Origin of the sequence: Neobacillus sp. FSL H8-0543 (genome assembly GCF_038592905.1) — a bacterium.
GTDB lineage: Bacteria > Bacillota > Bacilli > Bacillales > Cytobacillaceae > Neobacillus.
This window is the reverse complement of the sequence record NZ_CP151943.1, coordinates 4,279,384-4,298,064: the sequence shown is the minus strand read 5'-3', so window position 1 is coordinate 4,298,064 and position 18,681 is coordinate 4,279,384. Positions and strand designations below refer to the sequence as shown.

Annotated in this window: 19 protein-coding genes and 1 tRNA gene; 4 read left to right on the top strand and 16 right to left on the bottom strand. The window is 36.7% G+C overall.

Annotated features, from left to right (window positions below; all coding sequences use genetic code 11):
- Positions 1 to 5 precede the first annotated feature (5 nt).
- Complete coding sequence (locus tag NSS81_RS21585) at positions 6 to 254, bottom strand: hypothetical protein (protein WP_342430677.1); 249 nt, start codon at positions 252 to 254, stop codon at positions 6 to 8.
- A 14-nt stretch (positions 255 to 268) separates the two neighbouring features.
- Complete coding sequence (locus NSS81_RS21580; protein ID WP_342430676.1) at positions 269 to 1,882, bottom strand: L-lactate permease; 1,614 nt, start codon at positions 1,880 to 1,882, stop codon at positions 269 to 271.
- Positions 1,883 to 2,452: 570 nt separating this feature from the next.
- Here NSS81_RS21580 and NSS81_RS21575 point away from each other — a divergent pair.
- Complete coding sequence (locus NSS81_RS21575) at positions 2,453 to 3,433, top strand: hypothetical protein (RefSeq protein ID WP_342430675.1); 981 nt, start codon at positions 2,453 to 2,455, stop codon at positions 3,431 to 3,433.
- A gap of 135 nt (positions 3,434 to 3,568) precedes the next feature.
- Here NSS81_RS21575 and NSS81_RS21570 read toward each other — a convergent pair whose 3' ends face one another.
- The 4 genes from NSS81_RS21570 to NSS81_RS21555 all read right to left on the bottom strand — a co-directional run bounded on the left by NSS81_RS21570 (position 3,569) and on the right by NSS81_RS21555 (position 6,642).
- The gene (locus NSS81_RS21570) at positions 3,569 to 4,267 is read right to left on the bottom strand and encodes a LuxR C-terminal-related transcriptional regulator (protein ID WP_342430674.1); all 699 of its coding nucleotides are present in this window, start codon (positions 4,265 to 4,267) and stop codon (positions 3,569 to 3,571) included.
- 321 nt (positions 4,268 to 4,588) lie between these two features.
- Positions 4,589 to 5,152 carry a hypothetical protein gene (locus NSS81_RS21565; RefSeq protein WP_342430673.1) on the bottom strand — a complete coding sequence of 188 codons (564 nt, stop codon included), beginning with the start codon at positions 5,150 to 5,152 and terminating at the stop codon, positions 4,589 to 4,591.
- A 488-nt stretch (positions 5,153 to 5,640) separates the two neighbouring features.
- Positions 5,641 to 6,132 carry a DUF6803 family protein gene (locus NSS81_RS21560; RefSeq protein ID WP_342430672.1) on the bottom strand — a complete coding sequence of 164 codons (492 nt, stop codon included), beginning with the start codon at positions 6,130 to 6,132 and terminating at the stop codon, positions 5,641 to 5,643.
- Between the two features lie 413 nt (positions 6,133 to 6,545).
- Positions 6,546 to 6,642, bottom strand: a tRNA-Sec gene (locus NSS81_RS21555).
- 258 nt (positions 6,643 to 6,900) lie between these two features.
- Here NSS81_RS21555 and NSS81_RS21550 point away from each other — a divergent pair.
- Positions 6,901 to 7,326, top strand: a complete 426-nt coding sequence (locus NSS81_RS21550) for a DUF2621 domain-containing protein (RefSeq protein ID WP_342430671.1) — start codon at positions 6,901 to 6,903, stop codon at positions 7,324 to 7,326.
- A 71-nt stretch (positions 7,327 to 7,397) separates the two neighbouring features.
- Here the strand turns inward: NSS81_RS21550 and NSS81_RS21545 are convergent, their stop codons facing one another.
- The gene (locus NSS81_RS21545) at positions 7,398 to 7,877 is read right to left on the bottom strand and encodes a cytochrome c biogenesis protein CcdC (protein ID WP_342430670.1); all 480 of its coding nucleotides are present in this window, start codon (positions 7,875 to 7,877) and stop codon (positions 7,398 to 7,400) included.
- Between the two features lie 108 nt (positions 7,878 to 7,985).
- The gene (locus NSS81_RS21540) at positions 7,986 to 8,693 is read right to left on the bottom strand and encodes a cytochrome c biogenesis protein CcdA (protein ID WP_342430669.1); all 708 of its coding nucleotides are present in this window, start codon (positions 8,691 to 8,693) and stop codon (positions 7,986 to 7,988) included.
- Between the two features lie 274 nt (positions 8,694 to 8,967).
- Between NSS81_RS21540 and NSS81_RS21535 the strand changes: the two genes are divergently transcribed.
- A complete protein-coding gene (locus tag NSS81_RS21535) occupies positions 8,968 to 9,141 on the top strand; it encodes an aspartyl-phosphate phosphatase Spo0E family protein (RefSeq protein ID WP_342430668.1) in 174 nt (57 codons plus the stop codon).
- Positions 9,142 to 9,211: 70 nt separating this feature from the next.
- Here the strand turns inward: NSS81_RS21535 and NSS81_RS21530 are convergent, their stop codons facing one another.
- The 8 genes from NSS81_RS21530 to NSS81_RS21495 form a co-directional block, all read right to left on the bottom strand.
- A complete protein-coding gene (locus NSS81_RS21530) occupies positions 9,212 to 11,005 on the bottom strand; it encodes an ABC transporter transmembrane domain-containing protein (RefSeq protein WP_342430667.1) in 1,794 nt (597 codons plus the stop codon).
- Position 11,006: 1 nt separating this feature from the next.
- Positions 11,007 to 12,758: an ABC transporter transmembrane domain-containing protein gene (locus tag NSS81_RS21525; RefSeq protein WP_342430666.1), complete on the bottom strand. Its 1,752-nt coding sequence runs from the start codon at positions 12,756 to 12,758 to the stop codon at positions 11,007 to 11,009.
- Positions 12,759 to 12,951: 193 nt separating this feature from the next.
- On the bottom strand, positions 12,952 to 13,167 hold the full coding sequence (locus NSS81_RS21520; RefSeq protein ID WP_342430665.1) for a YneF family protein: 216 nt from the start codon (positions 13,165 to 13,167) through the stop codon (positions 12,952 to 12,954).
- A gap of 77 nt (positions 13,168 to 13,244) precedes the next feature.
- Positions 13,245 to 13,685: a sporulation inhibitor of replication protein SirA gene (gene sirA / locus NSS81_RS21515; protein ID WP_342430664.1), complete on the bottom strand. Its 441-nt coding sequence runs from the start codon at positions 13,683 to 13,685 to the stop codon at positions 13,245 to 13,247.
- 254 nt (positions 13,686 to 13,939) lie between these two features.
- Entirely contained in the window at positions 13,940 to 15,946 is a 2,007-nt protein-coding gene (tkt, locus tag NSS81_RS21510; protein ID WP_342430663.1) for a transketolase, read from the bottom strand.
- A gap of 180 nt (positions 15,947 to 16,126) precedes the next feature.
- Positions 16,127 to 16,357, bottom strand: coding sequence for a DUF896 domain-containing protein (locus NSS81_RS21505; RefSeq protein WP_342430662.1), 231 nt, complete (start codon positions 16,355 to 16,357; stop codon positions 16,127 to 16,129).
- Between the two features lie 161 nt (positions 16,358 to 16,518).
- Complete coding sequence (locus NSS81_RS21500) at positions 16,519 to 17,166, bottom strand: recombinase family protein (RefSeq protein ID WP_342430661.1); 648 nt, start codon at positions 17,164 to 17,166, stop codon at positions 16,519 to 16,521.
- A 19-nt stretch (positions 17,167 to 17,185) separates the two neighbouring features.
- Complete coding sequence (locus NSS81_RS21495; protein WP_342430660.1) at positions 17,186 to 17,509, bottom strand: LysM peptidoglycan-binding domain-containing protein; 324 nt, start codon at positions 17,507 to 17,509, stop codon at positions 17,186 to 17,188.
- 161 nt (positions 17,510 to 17,670) lie between these two features.
- Here NSS81_RS21495 and lexA point away from each other — a divergent pair, with 161 nt between their 5' ends.
- Positions 17,671 to 18,294 carry a transcriptional repressor LexA gene (gene lexA / locus NSS81_RS21490; protein WP_342430659.1) on the top strand — a complete coding sequence of 208 codons (624 nt, stop codon included), beginning with the start codon at positions 17,671 to 17,673 and terminating at the stop codon, positions 18,292 to 18,294.
- Positions 18,295 to 18,681: the final 387 nt, after the last annotated feature.

The following is an 18,681-nucleotide window of genomic DNA, read 5'->3' as shown; positions in this document are numbered from 1 at the left end:
ATTCGTTATCCCTTACTGTCACTTAGTTTTGGGCTAGTTATATCTTTTGTAGACTCTTTTTTTGACGATCTTTTGGCATGAATAAATCCTATTACCGGTGCAGCCAACATTCCTCCAAGCATCAATACGACTCCAATATTTGTAAGGCTACTAATATGCTTGGTACCTCCCATATAGATAAAAGGGAAGGATAAAATAGTGACTAGCGCAGCAATGGTTTGATGTCCTATTTTGGTTGAAAAAAATTCTCTCATATTTTAACCCCCTACTAGATAAACTGTGTAGCAATCGTAAGTATTATCCCCATCAAAATAGCAATCGTTATTACAATAGGCATAATCTTTTTTAGGACAAGACCTTCTTGACCCAGGATTCCGGCTGTTGTTGTCCCAAGAATGATCTTACTTGGAGATAAAACAGAACCAAGCGAACCACCTGCAGTATGAGCCCCTAATATTGCTGCTTCATTTAAATGCAACAGCTGGGAAGTCGCTTGTTGGAAGCCGCCGAATAATATATTAGAGGACATATTACTGGCAGTCATAAATGAACCCAGAACTCCAATAGCTGGTGCCAGGAATACATAAGTCTGTCCCATAACTCCGGCAGTTCCCGAGGCTAGTACGGCTGTTTGCCCCGTTCCACCCATGAGTTTAGACATAATAATCAGAGCAATTACTGCGATAGTGGAAGGAATAGATTTTTCAATCGTTTTTCTAAAAATCCGCGTTCCTCCGCCTTTTTGAATTCTCCCTTTACTCTTATAATAGACAAAACCAATTATTGCAGATAGGAGCAGGAATAACCCAGAATTAGTTAATGGCATGATAGGTGAATATAGATCATAAGCATGATTCACCACACCATAGGAAGTCATCGTCTCTGGATAGCTAAAACCTACTTTCCACTTATTCAAAAATGCATTTAAAGGAGATATAAGTAATACAATCAACGTAATTGCAGTTAACGCATAATAAGGTATAAATGCTTGATTCATGGTAAGAGAATCATCAGCATTATTTTCCTCTGCTTGCTTAGTTCCTTCTTGACGAAGCATTAATGGACTATCTTGAATACTCCATGATTCCCTGTACATTTTGAGCTTACCAAGGAAATATATAGCAACAAATGCTAGACATGATGGAATAAATGCTGCTAATGAAGGATTCATTTGTGATAAAACAATTTGTCCTCCACCATGGATTAAGGAAATGACGATCACAGCAGGCATCCCTTTCTTAACTCCTGCCCAGCGGCCATAGATCCAACTAATGATGATGCCTGTAATTAAATTGAGAATCCATATGAATAAAGAAGCCCAAAGAGCCGTTGCAAATATTTGGCCGTCTTGTAAACCTGTTTGCAAGACTAATGCGTCCCAGGCCACTGCCAATGTTCCAAACGTATTTCCCCATGCCTGCCCTAATACAGCGATCACTACGGCCCATAGGGGTCTTACACCAAGTCCAACTAATAATGGAGCGCCAACTGCTATTGGTACACCAAAACCAGTGATTCCTTGTAAAAAGCTGACGAACACCCAGCCAATAGCTAAAATTTGAAGAAGCTCATTTGATGTAAACTTTTTTAATCCATTCCGAATCGCATCAAATGCTTTTGCCTCATAGGTTACTTCATAAATAAGAATGGCAGGCAAAATAATGATGATCACTACAAGTGAAGTCCATATACCTTTTGCACTTTCCAATCCTATTAATTCAAGATTAGACTTATAAAAAACGATGGAAATGATAAATGCCGCCAAAAGTCCGATTGGTGCAGCCTCAGCAGCACCCCACTGGAATTTCACCATTAGCAAAATAAGTAGTACTATAGGGAAAGCAGCCATTATCCACATTAATAAATTTACAGGTAGTTCCATGCCGATTTCCTCCTTTTTCAACGTTTTTAAATGACGGTTACAGCGATTTTTACTCTATCTTCTAAATAGAACCTTACCGTTTGTTTAACACCCATCCATAAATATATATTTTTCATTGTTTCTTTTCAACTAGCACAATGAACAAAAAACCAATATAAAATGGTGCATTATGCACGTTGAAAAACAACATGAAACACTTGAAATTTCATCTGTTGATATTTTCTTCCATAATGTATCCATAAAGTCCTTTTTTTAGTATTCACCTTATATCTGAAAATAACGAAGGAGAGATCACTTCATCATGACCCCTGCTTCGTTATTTTTGTTGCCCCTGCCAAGGAAGTTAATTATATCATATTTAACAGTACCACAAGAGATTTTGTTGCAAGCCCATTTAATCACCGTTTGTCATTGTTGGTGGAATGAATATTAATTTTGACGGTGCAAACCGCTCTTCAACTTTCTGTAGATAGTTAACCATTTTTTAGTCAGCTTTCGAGAAAATAGATTAAAACATTCAGAGTTAAATGATAGAATTAATAGTATTCAAGAGAAGAAAGGGGGGATAATATGAAGAAATTTATCATTTCAGGATTGTTTGCGTTGGGTCTAATCGCTTTTATCATACCAAATGTACAAGCAGCAAGCCTTCAGGGATGGGAAAAAATTAATAGCGATTGGTACTACTACACCTCGAGCAACAGTACCCATAATGGATGGTTATTCGATGGCGGTCACTGGTATTACCTAGATTCTACCGGGAAAATGAGGACTGGTTGGCTTCAAGTGGGAGGTAAATGGTATTATCTCAACGATAATACGGGGGCAATGCGCACCGGCTGGTTACATAGATTTCGGGGAGATGTCTGGTATTATTTTGATAAGTCAGGCGCAATGCAAACAGGTTGGGTTAAGTCCAACAGCAAATGGTATTTCATGGACTCTAACGGTAAAATGAAGGTAGAATGGGTCTATGATGATGATTGGTACTATCTAGATTCATCTGGCGCAATGAAATCAGGATGGTTTTTCGGAAGATCTTGGTCAGGGTACACGACTGGATACTTGTATGCCTATCCAAATGGTAAGGTTGCCTATAACGAAATGGTCAATGATACTTATTTTGTGAATGAAGATCGGGTTTGGATCCCAAGTAAAAATCTTGAAAAGAGTTACAAACCTTTAAAAACGGCGGTAGAAAAGAATGGGGCAAGATTAGCGCATCACTACGGAAGAGGTGTTACAGGGGATAACCCTCCGACGCTTCTCCTAATGATAGTTGATGATGATAATTATCAACATGCTTTCAGTTTTTCCTACACGCCTAGTAAGGAAGCCGACTTTGACTTTACTAGTTTCACAGGCCTTGCCGATAGCAAGTATACAAGCCTTTTTGTCGATAGCGCCATTGCATTGGGATGCCCTTTGGATAAACAAAGTTTAACAAACTTAATCAGTCAAGCTATAAGCCAAGGTGGTACATTTACCGAGGGACCTGTGACGATTACTAACAGGAACCTATCAATACCTCAAATTGCTATCAATTGGTAAATGATCAAATCTGCCCTTCTCTAATTGAGAAGGTTTTTTAATAGAGGTCATCCTAAAGTGGTTTCTGAAAGATTAGGTCATTCAACAATTGGAATCACAATGGACACATCCACTCCAGTAGGATAAGGATTGATACTATGAAATGATTCCCTGTCTAATTAGTTCAGCAATTGCATGTGTACGATGATTTACTCCTAGTTTTTTTAGTGAAGACTTAATATAATCCTTTATAGTAAATTCACTAAGATGCATTAACTGAGCGATTGATTTAGTACTTTCTCCTATTGATAGCATTTGCATTACTTCAACCTCTCTTTTGCTTAACAAACAGGAGTCATTATTTATTATGTAAGGGTCTTCAAATATTTTACCAATTAACTCCCCGTAAAGTGTTAATAAAGGAAGGAGTTTTTCTATTTTCTCACTGCTTTCCGAAAATTGTGTACTAACCGTAAGCCCTACTGCGTTACTACTAAAACAAATAGGTACAATTAATAAAAAAGAGGAGTTAGCTGAAAAAGAATATCTTTGATTATATTTAACGAAATCTTCACCCGTTATGATTATTGCTTTACGTTTCCGAACGGCATTGTATGTTAATGGTACAGTTCTTATATCATCTCTTATATCTCTTATATGGGTTAATCCCTCTTCTATGGTTATTGCCATAATACCTTCCGTTAAAAATCCTAATGGAGAGTATCTAAATAATCCTATATCTAATAGAGGAAATAATTCTAGAAACCCCTCAAGAATTTTAATAATCTGATCTTCATGAGAATTAATTGTCTTTATACTAGCAATATATTTTTCTATATCACTTTTATTCACCATAAAAACTCCTCCTTTCCAGATTATTAAACTCTTGAGTCTAATTAATAATTTGGGAATCTATAAGATAACTATAAGAATTTTTAATTTCTATTTATTAAGTTACAAGACAGTTACTACTTTATTAAAGTTACTTTCTATTATAGGGCTAATTTAGTGAATTGACATCAAAAAAAGCGTTAATTCCTTCTTGGATTAACGCATCCTTTTATTTTATGAGTATAGACAAATTCTTATAAAAGCCTAAGTTTTTCAGTTCCCCACTCAAACGGATTTTCTTTAATGAAAATGGATATTTTTGAAAAACAAGTGATTAACCTTTTATTAACCTTGACCAGTACTCACTCGATGCGGTGGTGCTTCTGTTTTCCATACACTTTGCTTTGCATCTATCTTTTCTGCTAATTTGATCCAGTATTCTGGCTTGCTATCACGATACACCATATTCGTTTTATTTGCCTGACGAAATTCTATAATTTCTATACCTTCAGGACCAGCTGTATAGGAATAAAAGGTATTAGCAGGTACGAAGAATCCATCGCCAGCTCGAAGTGTACGGTTTCCTAGGATTGCCTCGCCAGCTACTACGTAATAGAGACAGTCAGCATCATGTGAATGCACTGGAAGAGTTTGCCCACTCTTGAACCATGCATATACTAATGAGAAACCCGGTCTATTAATCAGCACAGTTGTTGTTGCACCTGTATAAAAACCACTCTCAACACATAATAGAGATCCTTCCTGAGTTGACTCAGACATAACAAGATCAGGCATGAAATCATCTAGAGTTAACTCTGGTGTATCTCTCGCACTGAAAAAGGTTAGCTTTTGTTTACTAGTCTCTGTTTGATTTTCTTCTTTACTCACCTTATCATTTAAAATTTCCATATATCGAATTCCTCCTTCAGAAATTTATAAAGCGTTTTCATTTTTTAAAATTATTAGGATAGTTTTAATATAGTTTTAGGCATTCCTCCTTTCAAGCAGGTAATTTCATCTAAAACACAAAACCCTCTTTACTTAATTTAATATTTTAAATTTTAGTAATCTTCAAAATAAATCATTAATTGAATATTAATATAAAAACTTGTAATTTTCTACCCCCTAAATCCGATGTATTAATACCCCATTAGGGGGGTATTTGATTTTACCAAAAAGTATATTTTCAATTCCCTCTATTTAGCTTCCCAAAAACCTTCAACATACAAAAAAGCTGCCCATCAATTTGAGCAACTCCTTAAACAGTATATTGATTTATTTATAACCAATCGTTTAATATTCTTTATTCTAGGCTGTTATACCAGCCTGCATACTTTCTCTCAAGGTACTTCGCTTCTGTAGGGTCTCCCCATATAACAGCTTTTTTACACTTTATTTTACATATTATGATCCATCGTTGGCATTTCAGAAATGATTGTTGGATCAACCATTCCAGCGATCATTGCTATGTGCGCAAAGATTAGGAACATACCAACAAAGGTCGCATGAACTTTTAGTTTTCCTTCTTGTGATTTGTTTTTATAGATAATATTTAAATCCAAAAGCGCCATTCCAAGCAATGGGATTATTCCTAACAAGTAAAATCCTACTGCAATTACATCGATCCAGCCATGCCATTCTCCCTTTGTTGTTATCGGAATAACTGCATTAAATAATAAGTAAAAGAAAATACCTGTAAAATAAATTCCAACAAAAATAGATGTAATTTTGTTTACCAATCTTAATTTACCATTTAGATTTCTAGTAAACAAAATCGCTAATTCGGTTACAGCAATTGTTTCAGCACAGATAACGGGAATTGCCATAAAAATAATCAGATTCCATGGCTGATTATCAGCTAGTAAGCCCATATAATGTGTCATGTTCATCGTCTTTATCCTCCTAAAATCATCATTATTTTGATACTGATAGATTTTATGATTAAGTTATAAAGAAACGATGAAGAATCTGTGACAAACACATGACATTAACTCTTGGAACTGGGAAGTGTGTGACACTTGATTAGTCGAGAAGGATCAATTCCAGAGCACTCGATAATCCTAGACATTCATGGACATTATGCTTAATTTGAGGGCGCAATTATTTCCGAAGAAAAGACACACGTAGCAAAAAAGGTTAAGAAGTCAGCATTGAGTGGAATCGTTCTGAATGAAATGAGGAAAAAAGGGGATGCTTAGCAACATTCATTGTTAATAATACTTTTTTTTGACAAACAAAAAAGACCGAGGTTATGACGGTCTGTGTACAAAAGAATTCGCTAGAACCCCTAATAGTATTAAATTGGCGGGACTGTGTGGGAATCGAACCCACCAGACCTGGCACGCAGGTCTCAAGCAGTTTTGAAGACTGTGGAGGACACCAGTACCCCATTCAGCCCCGTAGAAAAAGAAAATATTTTAGGTTTGTCGAAAGAAATACCTCTTACGTTTCCCTATCATTTGTAACTATAATACATTTTAATATAGTAATAATCAAGAGAGATGTATCAACTGTCATTTTTTCGACATTATTTTCACTCCCCTCCAATTAATTGTTTTTGCATGCATATTTTTACCTATATTGATACGATTACTTGTCATTAATCCTAAAAACAGACTATAATAAGATGAAAAATAGATTTTTTGTAGGTGAATGGTATGCTTTCAGGTTGGTTTCTATGGTTTATTTTATTTTGGGTAGTTGTCTTGTCCTCTTCCATGGCCATTGGCGGTTTTTTTATGTTTCGCAAATTTTTGAAGAAGCTTCCGAAGGATGACGGTAAGTCAATGATGGATTGGGAGATGCATTATGTGAATGAATCGCGTCATCTCTGGAGTGATCCTGAGAAAGCGCTGCTCGAAGATTTAGTGAGTCCTGTTCCTGAACTTTTCCGTGATGTCGCCAGGCAAAAGATTGCCGGAAAGATCGGTGAAATTGCACTAAAAGAAAATGCTTCTAAAATTACCGAGGATCTTGTTATTCGCGGCTATATTCAAGCAACACCAAAAAGAGACCATAAATTTTTACGAAAAAAACTCTTTGAAAAACAAATTGAAGTTGCTCCTTACGAGCACCTGTTTTAAACCGTCCAAGTAGACGGTTTTTTATTTTACAACAAAAAACACTGGTTCTAAATAGAATCAGTGTTTGAATTTTATGAAGTTTTTGCACCATGAAGCTGTTTATAGAGTTTCTTATAATCTAAATACATCGCTATGCGCCATGGAACAATCATGCTAAAAGCCAGCAGGAAGAACATCCCACTCAGTTCCCCAAAATCAATGGTTGTACTTAAGACTGATTTCAATCCAAGTCTAACAATTAATAATCCTACCAAAATATAAATAAATGCCTTCGACCGTTTTAAATAGATTTCATTATCACGAATCTCAAACTTAGAGGTTTTTATTAGCAAGATAGAAAAAAGCATCCCAAGGGCGACTACCTCTAAGATTTCAAAAAATGATAATCTAAATTGCGGGACGATATACATTAGGGCACCACTTGACATAAAGACAGGCGGCATAATAATTTTTAGTGCATTTGTAGGTTTTTTTGCAGCTTTCATACGGACGAACAAGGCAAAAATACCCATAAAAACTGCTCCTATGGAGGAAACAACAACAAAGTTCATTGGATATCCATCCCCTATTCTAAAGGTTGAGAAGGTCTAAAAATAGACAATAGTCTAGCTCCTAGCGAGTAGTATACTACGCAAGACGACCGCTAGCAATGGATAGCATTAGAATCCGGTAAAACCGCCAAACAATGGAGATAAAATCTTAATAATCTCTGTCATCCAGTCAAAAAAGAGCACAAGTCCCATGATGATCATGATGTAACCGCCGATTTTCACAATTTTTCCGCTGTGTGTACGAATCCATTTCATCTTTCCAACAAAGAACGATAGAATTAAAAACGGGATAGCAAAACCGAGTGAATAAGCTACCATGTATAATACTCCTGAACCAGGATTTGAAGCTGCAAGAAGGATAACAGATGTAAGAATCGGACCTGTACAAGGTGTCCAGCCAGCAGCAAATGCCATACCAATCAGTGTGGAACCAATAAAACCTGAAGGACGATTTTTAAATTCCAGGCGACGATCCTTCATTAGAAATGCAGGATTAAAAATACCAACAATCATTAAACCAAAAATCACAATAAAGATACCGCCAAGCTGACGTATTAAATCTTTGTATTCAAGGAAAAAGCTGCCGATAAAGGAAGTTCCAAATCCAATTGCGATAAAAATTGCAGAAAATCCGATTAAGAAAAAGATCGTATGTAGGAGACTTCTTTTTTGAAGCATGGCATTATCCGTTTTCAATTCTCCAACAGACATTCCAGTAATATACGATAAAAACGCTGGGTAAAGCGGCAAACAGCATGGTGAGATAAAACTTAAAAATCCAGCACCTAAGGCAAGAAATATATTTACATCTGTCATATTAACACTCCCAATGTAGTCGTTACCTCTACATTTTAACAAAACATTAGTCCAAATGATAATGATTAACATGAATATTCTGTGACGCTAGGAAATTATTCAAGACAACTTCAAAAAAATAACATATTTCCAAATAACTAGTCTAAATTTATGGGTATTTTTTTACAAATCTCTTTGAATTTATTCCCATCATAGGTTATACTAGTAAAACATTGGTAGGAAATTTCCTGTCAGTGTATTTATTATTGGAGACACTCCGGAAAGGACCTCGGCTGTGATTAAACAAGACTTAATAGCATTAATAGAAAAAAAACGCGCTGAACTCATTCAAGTCGCGGTCACCAACGGATTAACTTCCACCATCGCCATTCTATACAGTCAGGAACTAGATCATCTTTTAAATGAATATAATAGAAAATATATAAAAAAGGTCCATTCTGCAAGCTAAAAAATGATAGAATCCAAATAAATTGGAAAGAGCCTGGTAAATCATTACCAGGCTCTTTCCAATTTATTTATTAATTAACGACATCTTCCAAACGTTCAACTACACCATTTTGCAAAAGGAACATTTTATGATACAAGCCGCCTAATGCCAGTAGCTCTTGATGTGTCCCTCTTTCAACAATTTCTCCGTTGTGTAAGACAAGTATTAGGTTAGCATCTTGGATGGTTGAGAGACGATGGGCGATTGCTATCGTCGTCCTTCCCTTCCTCATCTTTGCCAGTGCTGTTTGAATCGCCTCTTCTGTTTCTGTATCAATATTAGCTGTAGCTTCATCCAGGACAAGAATTTTTGGATTCGAGGCAATTGTCCTTGCAAAAGCGATTAATTGCCGTTGACCGCTTGAAAAAGTTGATCCTCTTTCAACTACTTTATGGTCATAAGTATCATCCAGCTTTTCAATAAAGGTATGCGCTTGAACAAACCTTGCTGCATCTACTACTTGTTCATCGGACAATTTTTCATTATGCAAACGAATATTGTCTTTGATCGTCCCATAGAATAAGAATGGATCTTGTAAAACAAGCCCCATTTTTTCACGAAGTTCATCCTTAGAAAAATCACGAATCGATTCCCCATCAATCACTATATCCCCGTGTTCATATTCATAGAAACGCATAAGCAGATTAATAATCGAACTTTTTCCGCTGCCTGTATGGCCAACAAGTGCAACTGTTTCCCCTGGATTAGCTGTAAAGGTAATATTTTTTAGAATATCTCTTTGACCGTCATAGGAAAAGGTTAAATTCTTAAATTCAATCTTGCCCTCTTTAATTGCATTTGTTGTTTCTTCTTTTTGAGAAGGAGCCAGTTCATCGGTATCTAACAACCTAAATACCCGGGTACCAGCGACAATGGCTTGCTGATACAAAGAAAGGCGCATCATCATATTGTTTACTGGTTCAAAAAAACGGTCTAAATAATTGATAAAGGCGTATAATACCCCAATCTCAACGGAGGTTTCAAAAGACGTTAGTCCGAAATAATTCAGGACGATAATTAATCCCAAAATGGAGATAAGATCCACTGCTGGTCTTAATAATAAACCGTCAATCTTAATATTTTTCATGCCTGCATTATAATGTTTCTCATTAATATCTTCGAACTCTTTACGGAGTCTTTTTTCTTGGCGAAATACTTGAACGATGCTCATTCCCTGTAGTGATTCACTCAATTTTGCATTTAATTGACTTAGTCTTTCACGCATATCTAAATAAAACTTTGAACTAAGTTTTCGGTAAAGACTCATCACAAATAATATAAGTGGGATCAGAATGATGCAAAACAAAGCAAGTTTGACATCCAATATGAACATCGCAATAAAAATACCTGTGAGTAAAAATCCGCTTTGGATAAATGTTGCCAGGACCGTAACAAACATATCCTTAATGGCTTCGGTATCATTCGTTACCCTCGAAACAATACTTCCAGCAGGTGTCTGATCAAAATACTTTAATCCAAGAGACTGGACCTTTGAAAAAACATCAATCCTGAGTTGTTGAATGATTTTTAAGGCGACTTCCTGGAATTTAACAAGTTGAAAAAACATGACAACTGCTTTCACAATCTGAATACCCATGTACGTGGCACCTAAAATCAATATGGGCTGAAAAGCCATATTTCCAGGGGTCAAATAATCATCAATAAAAATTTTGACTAGAATCGGTCCAACAATGTCCCCTACAGTTGTAAGTAGAAGGAGAACAAATGCTAGCGATAGCGTTTTTTTATGAGGTTTTGTATAAGAAAGAAGGCGAAATAAGACCTTTTTTTGCTCCTTTTCCGTCAGCTCTTGTTTCTTTTCCATGTTAATTTCCTCCATGTTCCACTAAATCTTCAAGCTGCTGGCGTAAATACATTTCTTTGTACCATCCACCTGTGTCCATCAGTTCTTCATGTGTGCCTCTTTCAATCACTTCACCCTCATCGAGAACCAGGATTAAGTTGGCATGTTGAATGGCGCTAAGTCGATGCGAGGTAATTATGGTTGTTTTCCCTTCACGATTCTCCCTTAATGCAGACAGGATTGTTTCCTCTGTTTTCGCGTCAACGGCTGATAATGAATCATCGAGGACTAGAACTTCGGGATTCATTAATAATGATCTAGCGATTGAAATACGCTGTTTCTGACCGCCTGATAGCGATACACCGCGTTCACCTACAACGGTTTCGTATCCGTCAGTAAACTGGAGAATATCGTCATGAATACAAGCGAGTTTAGCTGCTTCATAGATTTCCTCTTTAGGAGTATATGGATTTGTAAAAGCAATATTTTCGCCGACAGTTGCAGAAAATAAAAAATGGTCCTGTGGAACATAACCGATGGCTTCACGTAATTTTTCAAGTTTGTAATCTTGAATTGGTTTCCCCCCAAAAGTAATCACACCATTATTATTTTCAAACTCACGAATTAACAGTTTTAAAAAGGTAGTTTTACCAGCCCCTGTTTTACCGACTATCCCCAACGTCTCTCCCCTATTTAAGTGAAAAGAAATATTTTTTAAAATTGGTGTTTTTTCTCCTGGATAGGTGAATTCAGCAATTTCAAATTGTATATCCCCGCTTGGGACGACATCTAATGCACTATCTTTGTCAGTAATATCTACATTTTCACGCAACAGTGCAGCTACCCGGTCATAGGAAGCCCGACCGCGTTCAACGATATTAAATAACCAGCCAAAGGCAAGCATCGGCCAGATTAATAAGCCTAGATAGGTAGTAAATGAGATTAATTCACCGATGCTTAACTCCCCGGCCATCACATATTTTGCACCAAATGCAATAGCTAAGAAAAAGGATATTCCTACAATGATAGAGATGGTCGGATCATAAAGAGAATCAATTTTAGCCACTACGATGTTTTTCTGTACGACATCTTCTGATTGCTTCCGGAAATCCTCTATATCCTCTTTTTCCTGCCCGAATGTTTTTATTACCTTTATCCCTGAGATGCTTTCCTGAGTTTTATCATTTAATGCTGAAAAAGCCTCCTGTGCCTTATGGAAGGTCCGATGGAGCATTGTTCCAAACCAATTGGTTAGGATTGCCATTATCGGCATCGGAATTAAGCAAATTAACGTTAACTTCCAACTAATTGTAAATCCCATCGCAAGGATAACAAAACCGCCGGTTGAGAGTGAATCCACTAATGTTAAGACTCCTGCCCCAGCCGTTTGCTGAATAGCTGATAAATCATTCGTTGCATGTGCCATGAGATCGCCAATCCGGCGTTTTTGATAAAATGCTGGAGACATATTAGTAAAATGATGATAGAGTTTGTTTCTTAACAGCTTGCTAAGCTTAACAGATGAACCAAAAATCATGATTCTCCAAAAATATCTTAAAATATACATACCGAGTCCAGCACCTGTAATGATGAGCATCCACTCAAGGAGCACTTTTTTTGTCAGTGTCCCATTATGTATTTCGTCGGCAATAATACCTATGACTCTTGGTGGCACTAATTGAAGGAATGCTACGAACAGTAATATGACAATCCCTGAAATGTACGCCTTTTTCTCTTGTTTAAAAAACCATGCTAAATCTAAAAATACTCTCATGTAAACTCCCCCGAAACAGAAAAAATAATACACTGATGACTGTCCAACAATAACCATAAATTATTGCCAGAAATCAATTCGCATTCCGAAATTCATTTTACCAAAGATTTTTAAAATAATAAAGATTAAGATACTTCATATTATTTTATGCCATGAAAAAAAGCACCCACAAAATATGAGTGCTTGTCCATTATTATTTGCCTTGCTGTTTATTCATAGCAGCCATCATTTGATTAATCTTCTTCTGTGATGGTTTTTGTCCCATTTGCATCATCATCATCTTTAACATTTGTTCATTGATTGGCGGATTTTTCTTTAAGTAGCTCATCATGTATCTGCGAGCAATGAAAAATCCTAGTGCTACACCAGCTACTAATGCCAGTATACCAACTAGAATATAATAACCCATTTAAACTTCCTCCTTCATGTTGTCTATCATACAGTTTACTAAATAAAATGGGATTACACAATATCCTTTCAATCAGACTAGACATATTTTCTTTCTTTTATTGGTCTTAGCCACCCAAACCTCTGATGGTCAATATCCAATGCTAAGAAGGAAGATTCACACTTTCTAAGTACTTCAAAGAAAACAGTCTCAGCTTCATAGCTGCCACTTGCCTCAACAGTAATTAAGTCTTGATAAACTTTTAAACTAGACACGCTTAGTTTTCCACTCAGTTCAATAGAGTATGTACCGTGTTCCGCACGAAAACCCTTATTTTTTCCTAGTTGTTTTTGGAGCAGCTGATGGAGCTTTAATACCTCTAGTGTTTTGGTTATATAAGAAATTTGTTTTTTAGTAATAAATTTAAGTTCGCCTTCTGCTTTTTCATGTTCCTTAAATAGCTCAAAAAACATACGCTCTCTTCCGAAGTAATGGGCGGCAAATTCATCTTTTATTAAATAAAGCTGATATTTTCTCACCACTGTTCTCCCCTTCGTTGTAACCCTTTTATTTATTATACAGAAACACTAGTAAAACTTTTGTCTATCCGCGACAAAAACTTTCACTAATATTGTCGAATTCACAAGATTCTTACAAAAATAATTATATATTAACTAAAATTACATTGTCACGAAGGATATTCATCATTTCATCTATTGTTCAAATCTAATTCAACATTTCAAGCCCACAAAAAGGGAACGACAATTTAGTCGTTCCCTTTTAGATAATTAGCTTATTTTTGTAATAGTGCCTTAACGCGAGAAACTACATTATTTACAGTGAATCCAAATTCCTCCATAATCTTTTCACCTGGAGCAGATGCACCGAAATGGTCGATTGCTAATACATCACCATCATCACCAGTGTATTTGTGCCAGCCAAGCGATGAACCCACTTCAATGCCAAGACGTTTCTTAACGCTTTTTGGAATGACAGATTCTTTGTATTCAGCGGATTGCTGTTCAAAGCGATCCCATGAAGGCATGCTTACAACTGAAACGTGGATACCGTCACCCGCTAAAGCTTGTTGTGCCTCAACAGCAAGACTTACTTCAGAACCAGTTGCAAGTAACAACGCGTCTGGTGTTTCTCTTTCTGAAGACGATATGACATATGCACCTTTTGAAACCCCTTCGTAGGCATTTTTGTCAGTATCTTTAATAGTAGGCAAATCTTGACGAGTCAATATTAGCGCTGTTGGCTTGTTTGTTGACTCGATAGCAAGTTTCCAGGCAGCCGCCGTCTCATTCCCATCAGCAGGTCGGATGATAGATAACCCAGACATCGCACGTAATGCAGCTAGCTGTTCGACTGGCTCATGTGTTGGTCCATCTTCACCAACAGCAATGCTGTCATGTGTAAACACATACGTAACTGGTAATCCCATCAAAGCAGCAAGGCGGATTGCTGGACGCAGGTAATCAGAGAATACAAAGAATGTTCCTCCAAATACTTTTACCCCTCCATGAAGGGCAATACCATTCATAGCCGCACCCATTGCAAATTCACGAACACCGAACCAAATATTTCGGCCTTCGTAGGCACCAGGCATAAAATCACCAGTTCCTTTAAGCATGGTTTTGTTCGAACCCGCAAGGTCAGCAGAACCGCCAATCAAGATCGGCAAGTTTTTAGCAATTCCATTTAATGCTTCACCAGAAGATGCACGGCTTGCAAGTCTTTTTCCTTCACTATATACGGGAATATCCTTGTCCCATCCTCCAGGTAGTTCGTTATTCAATGCTTGGGTAAGCTGTGCACCTAATTCAGGAAACTCAGTCTTATATTGTGCAAAAAGATCGTTCCATTCTTTTTCTTTTTTCGTACCATTTTCAACTATAAGCTTTTGGAAGTTATCATATACCTCATTAGGGACATGGAAATCTTCTTCAAATGTCCACTTATAAGCTTCTTTTGTAAGCTTTAACTCATCTGCTCCAAGAGGTGCTCCGTGAACACCAGACGTACCTGCACGATTTGGTGATCCATATCCAATAACTGTTCTTACTTCAATCATCGTTGGTCTCTCAAGATCGTTGCTAGCATCTTCAAGTGCTTTTGAAATTTCTTCAAGATTATTGCCATCCTCCACACGGAGGTATTGCCAACCATATGATAAGAAACGGTCTTTCACACTTTCAGAGAAGGATTTATTTAGATCACCATCAAGTGAAATATCATTTGAATCATATAAAACAACTAAACGTCCTAATTTCAAGTGACCTGCAAGCGACGCTGCCTCTGCAGAAACACCTTCCATTAAGTCGCCATCACCACAAATGCTATATGTAAAATGGTTTACAAGTTCATAATTATCTTTATTGTAAACACTGGCCGTATGACGTTCAGCCATTGCCATACCAACCGCCATGGCAATTCCTTGTCCTAGTGGTCCAGTGGTAGCTTCAACACCTTCTGTATGACCATATTCAGGATGTCCAGGAGTCTTACTTCCCCATTGGCGGAACTGCTTTAAATCTTCCATTGATAGGTTATACCCTGATAAATGGAGCATGCTGTATAATAAGGCAGAACCGTGACCAGCAGATAGTACAAAACGGTCACGGTTAAACCATTTTGGGTTTTTCGGATTGTGATTCATAAAGCGGGTCCATAACGTATATGTCATTGGTGCGGCACCCATTGGCATTCCCGGGTGTCCTGAATTAGCTTTTTCAATCGCATCAATTGAAAGGGTACGAATAGAGGTTACTGACAGTTCATCAATCTTTTCAAACATAATTTATATCACTCCTGATCTCCTAGGATTAAAACTATAACAATTTAATATTATAGTTCAACGGTTGTTTATTCAACAAATAACATGAAAATAAGTAATAAAAGTCATATTGTTTCATATTTTGCCACAGTTAAAGGTGCAATATGTAAAAAAGGAAAACAAAAAATTGTTCTCCTAGGTCTAGTGTAGATTATTCTTTTTTCTAGCCTTTATTTTTTTTGGCGTTACATCATTGCCATTAGGATCAATGAATTTGGTATTTGTTAATGTCTCTAACATACCGCTACGGAAGGTTGTTAAATACTCACTTCTTAATTTTGATTGTTCTTTTGCTTCAGATTCAGTTAAACCAGAAGCTTTTGCCTTGTTGGCTAATTCATTAATTCTCGCCATTTTTTCTTTGGAGAGCATAATAGAACCTCCTTTATTGTAATGACTGTGTTAAACTTGCCTGTTGATTTCCGCTCCAATCAATAGAGTAAAAACAACAATAAGCTTTTACACAGCCTTTTATAAATACTTCATAAGGTCTGATTTTACTAAAAAAATGACCTTCTGACAAGGCAGAGGGTCTAATCTAATTCTTTTTCGAGATATTCTTGGTATCTTCTATGTACTGTTGCTTTTGAGATGTTGTAGCCAAACCCTCTTAGAGTCGCTGCGATTTCTGAGAAAGTTAACCCATTTTTCCTCAGTCGAACAATCTCTTCAATCGGTAGCTCTACTTTATCCCTCCCCGAATGTTCACCAAGATTCTTTAGATTCTTCTCTGGTTTATACCCTTGGCTTACCGCTCTTTTCATGCCACGTTTGATCTTTATATTATGTAGTTTCCTTTGGTATTCCTCAACCATGCTGACAATCTTTAAAACCATTGAATCCGATTCAGATAGCTGCAGTTCTCCGTTATGAGAGATACTAAAGAGTTTGATATTTTCTTTGAGAATACAATGTAAGAGAGCAATTTTAGCATTCCCTCTCCCTAATCTGGTTTCATCTTGGATTAAGACTGCCTGTATGTTATTCAGCTTAATTTGGTCTAATAATTGCAATATCCCATCTCTTTCAAGGTCATATCCGCTAGCTTGCTCTTTAATAATCTCTACCACATCAAATTGATGCTGGTTTGCTAATTGTATTAACTCTTCTTCTTGACGGATAAGGGAGGTTTCCTGAGTTTCTTTGTTCGTACTAACTCGACAATAGATAATTGCTTTCATAATTTGTCATTCTCTCTTTCTACTCATTAATGGCACTTGCTAATTCTGTTGATGACCAGGTTTCTTGATTTACCGGGATAATAAGTTCTTCACCAGGAAAAATTTGGTCCTCCTCTATATCATTATGCAGCATTACCCACTTAACGAATTCCTTGTTTGATAATGGATGTTGATCAGAGAATTGATCGGAAATTTCCCAAAGTGAATCTCCTTCAGAGACAGTTATCATTAAAAAGTCTTCAGCTGGACCTGATGTAAACCTTAAAGATAAGATAAAGGCTAAAAAACAGCTAAAAATTATAAGAAAAATAGCATAAGAGTATTGATTCCATAGTTTTTTCATTATTAAAACCCCTCACTAGAATGTATGTTCGTTTAATTACCTTTATTATAATTCGAACATCTGTTTGTTGTCAACATTTTATTCGAACTTATGTTTGTATTGATAGAACGAACATGCTATAATATAAGCAACAATACATATAGGGCGAGGTGTATCTTATTATGACAAAGATATCAAAGCGGCAGCAGGATATTCTAGAGTTTATTAAAGGGGAAGTTAAGAAGAAGGGTTATCCGCCATCCGTGAGGGAAATTGGAGAAGCAGTTGGACTAGCATCAAGTTCTACGGTTCACGGCCACCTAGCAAGATTAGAAAGCAAAGGACTTATTCGAAGAGATCCAACAAAGCCAAGAGCAATCGAAATATTAGAAGTGGATGAAAATGCAAGTATTCCACGGAACAATGTTGTAAATGTACCAGTGGTTGGTAAAGTTACAGCTGGTATTCCTATAACTGCGGTTGAAAATATCGAGGAATACTTTCCATTACCTGAAAGACTAGCACCAGCCGATGAACAGGTATTTATGCTAGAAATCATGGGTGAGAGTATGATAGAGGCAGGAATTCTTAATGGCGATTATGTAATTGTAAAACAGCAGCACACAGCTAATAACGGAGATATTGTCGTTGCGATGACCGAAGAAGATGAGGCTACCTGTAAAAGATTTTTTAAAGAAAAGGATTTCGTCCGCTTACAACCGGAGAACTCTACAATGGAACCTATTATTTTAAGAAATGTTTCAATCCTAGGTAAAGTTATTGGCGTCTATCGTCATTTACATTAACACAACGAAAAACACCCAGTGCGGATCAATCTACTGGGTGTTTTTCATTTATATGGGGATTTATGACGGTCTTCTTGACTGGTTCCTTGTTAAGTTTTAACCTTTAAGACAGCTCATTAAAGACATTCCTCTTGGTTCCTTGTTGAGTTTTGTCCTTAAGACAGCTCATTAAAGACATTCCACCAGCTTCCTTGTTGAGTTTTGTCCTTAAGACAGCTCATTAAAGACATTCCTCTTGATTCCTTGTTAAGTTTTGTCCTTAAGACAGCTCATTAAAGACATTCCTCTTGGTTGCTTGTTGAGTTTTGTCCTTAAGACAGCTCATTAAAGACATTTCACCAGCTTCCTTTTTGGGTTTTGTCTTTAAGACAGCTCATTAAAGACATT

Excerpts from the sequence above, each read along its gene's own strand:
- NSS81_RS21585 (WP_342430677.1), bottom strand. The coding sequence starts at position 254 with ATGAGAGAATTTTTTTCAACCAAAATAGGACATCAAACCATTGCTGCG.
- NSS81_RS21580 (WP_342430676.1), bottom strand. The coding sequence starts at position 1,882 with ATGGAACTACCTGTAAATTTATTAATGTGGATAATGGCTGCTTTCCCT.
- NSS81_RS21575 (WP_342430675.1), top strand. The coding sequence starts at position 2,453 with ATGAAGAAATTTATCATTTCAGGATTGTTTGCGTTGGGTCTAATCGCT.
- NSS81_RS21570 (WP_342430674.1), bottom strand. The coding sequence starts at position 4,267 with ATGGTGAATAAAAGTGATATAGAAAAATATATTGCTAGTATAAAGACA.
- NSS81_RS21565 (WP_342430673.1), bottom strand. The coding sequence starts at position 5,152 with ATGGAAATTTTAAATGATAAGGTGAGTAAAGAAGAAAATCAAACAGAG.
- NSS81_RS21560 (WP_342430672.1), bottom strand. The coding sequence starts at position 6,132 with ATGAACATGACACATTATATGGGCTTACTAGCTGATAATCAGCCATGG.
- NSS81_RS21550 (WP_342430671.1), top strand. The coding sequence starts at position 6,901 with ATGCTTTCAGGTTGGTTTCTATGGTTTATTTTATTTTGGGTAGTTGTC.
- NSS81_RS21545 (WP_342430670.1), bottom strand. The coding sequence starts at position 7,877 with ATGAACTTTGTTGTTGTTTCCTCCATAGGAGCAGTTTTTATGGGTATT.
- NSS81_RS21540 (WP_342430669.1), bottom strand. The coding sequence starts at position 8,693 with ATGACAGATGTAAATATATTTCTTGCCTTAGGTGCTGGATTTTTAAGT.
- NSS81_RS21530 (WP_342430667.1), bottom strand. The coding sequence starts at position 11,005 with ATGGAAAAGAAACAAGAGCTGACGGAAAAGGAGCAAAAAAAGGTCTTA.
- NSS81_RS21525 (WP_342430666.1), bottom strand. The coding sequence starts at position 12,758 with ATGAGAGTATTTTTAGATTTAGCATGGTTTTTTAAACAAGAGAAAAAG.
- NSS81_RS21520 (WP_342430665.1), bottom strand. The coding sequence starts at position 13,167 with ATGGGTTATTATATTCTAGTTGGTATACTGGCATTAGTAGCTGGTGTA.
- tkt (WP_342430663.1), bottom strand. The coding sequence starts at position 15,946 with ATGTTTGAAAAGATTGATGAACTGTCAGTAACCTCTATTCGTACCCTT.
- NSS81_RS21505 (WP_342430662.1), bottom strand. The coding sequence starts at position 16,357 with ATGCTCTCCAAAGAAAAAATGGCGAGAATTAATGAATTAGCCAACAAG.
- NSS81_RS21500 (WP_342430661.1), bottom strand. The coding sequence starts at position 17,166 with ATGAAAGCAATTATCTATTGTCGAGTTAGTACGAACAAAGAAACTCAG.
- NSS81_RS21495 (WP_342430660.1), bottom strand. The coding sequence starts at position 17,509 with ATGAAAAAACTATGGAATCAATACTCTTATGCTATTTTTCTTATAATT.
- lexA (WP_342430659.1), top strand. The coding sequence starts at position 17,671 with ATGACAAAGATATCAAAGCGGCAGCAGGATATTCTAGAGTTTATTAAA.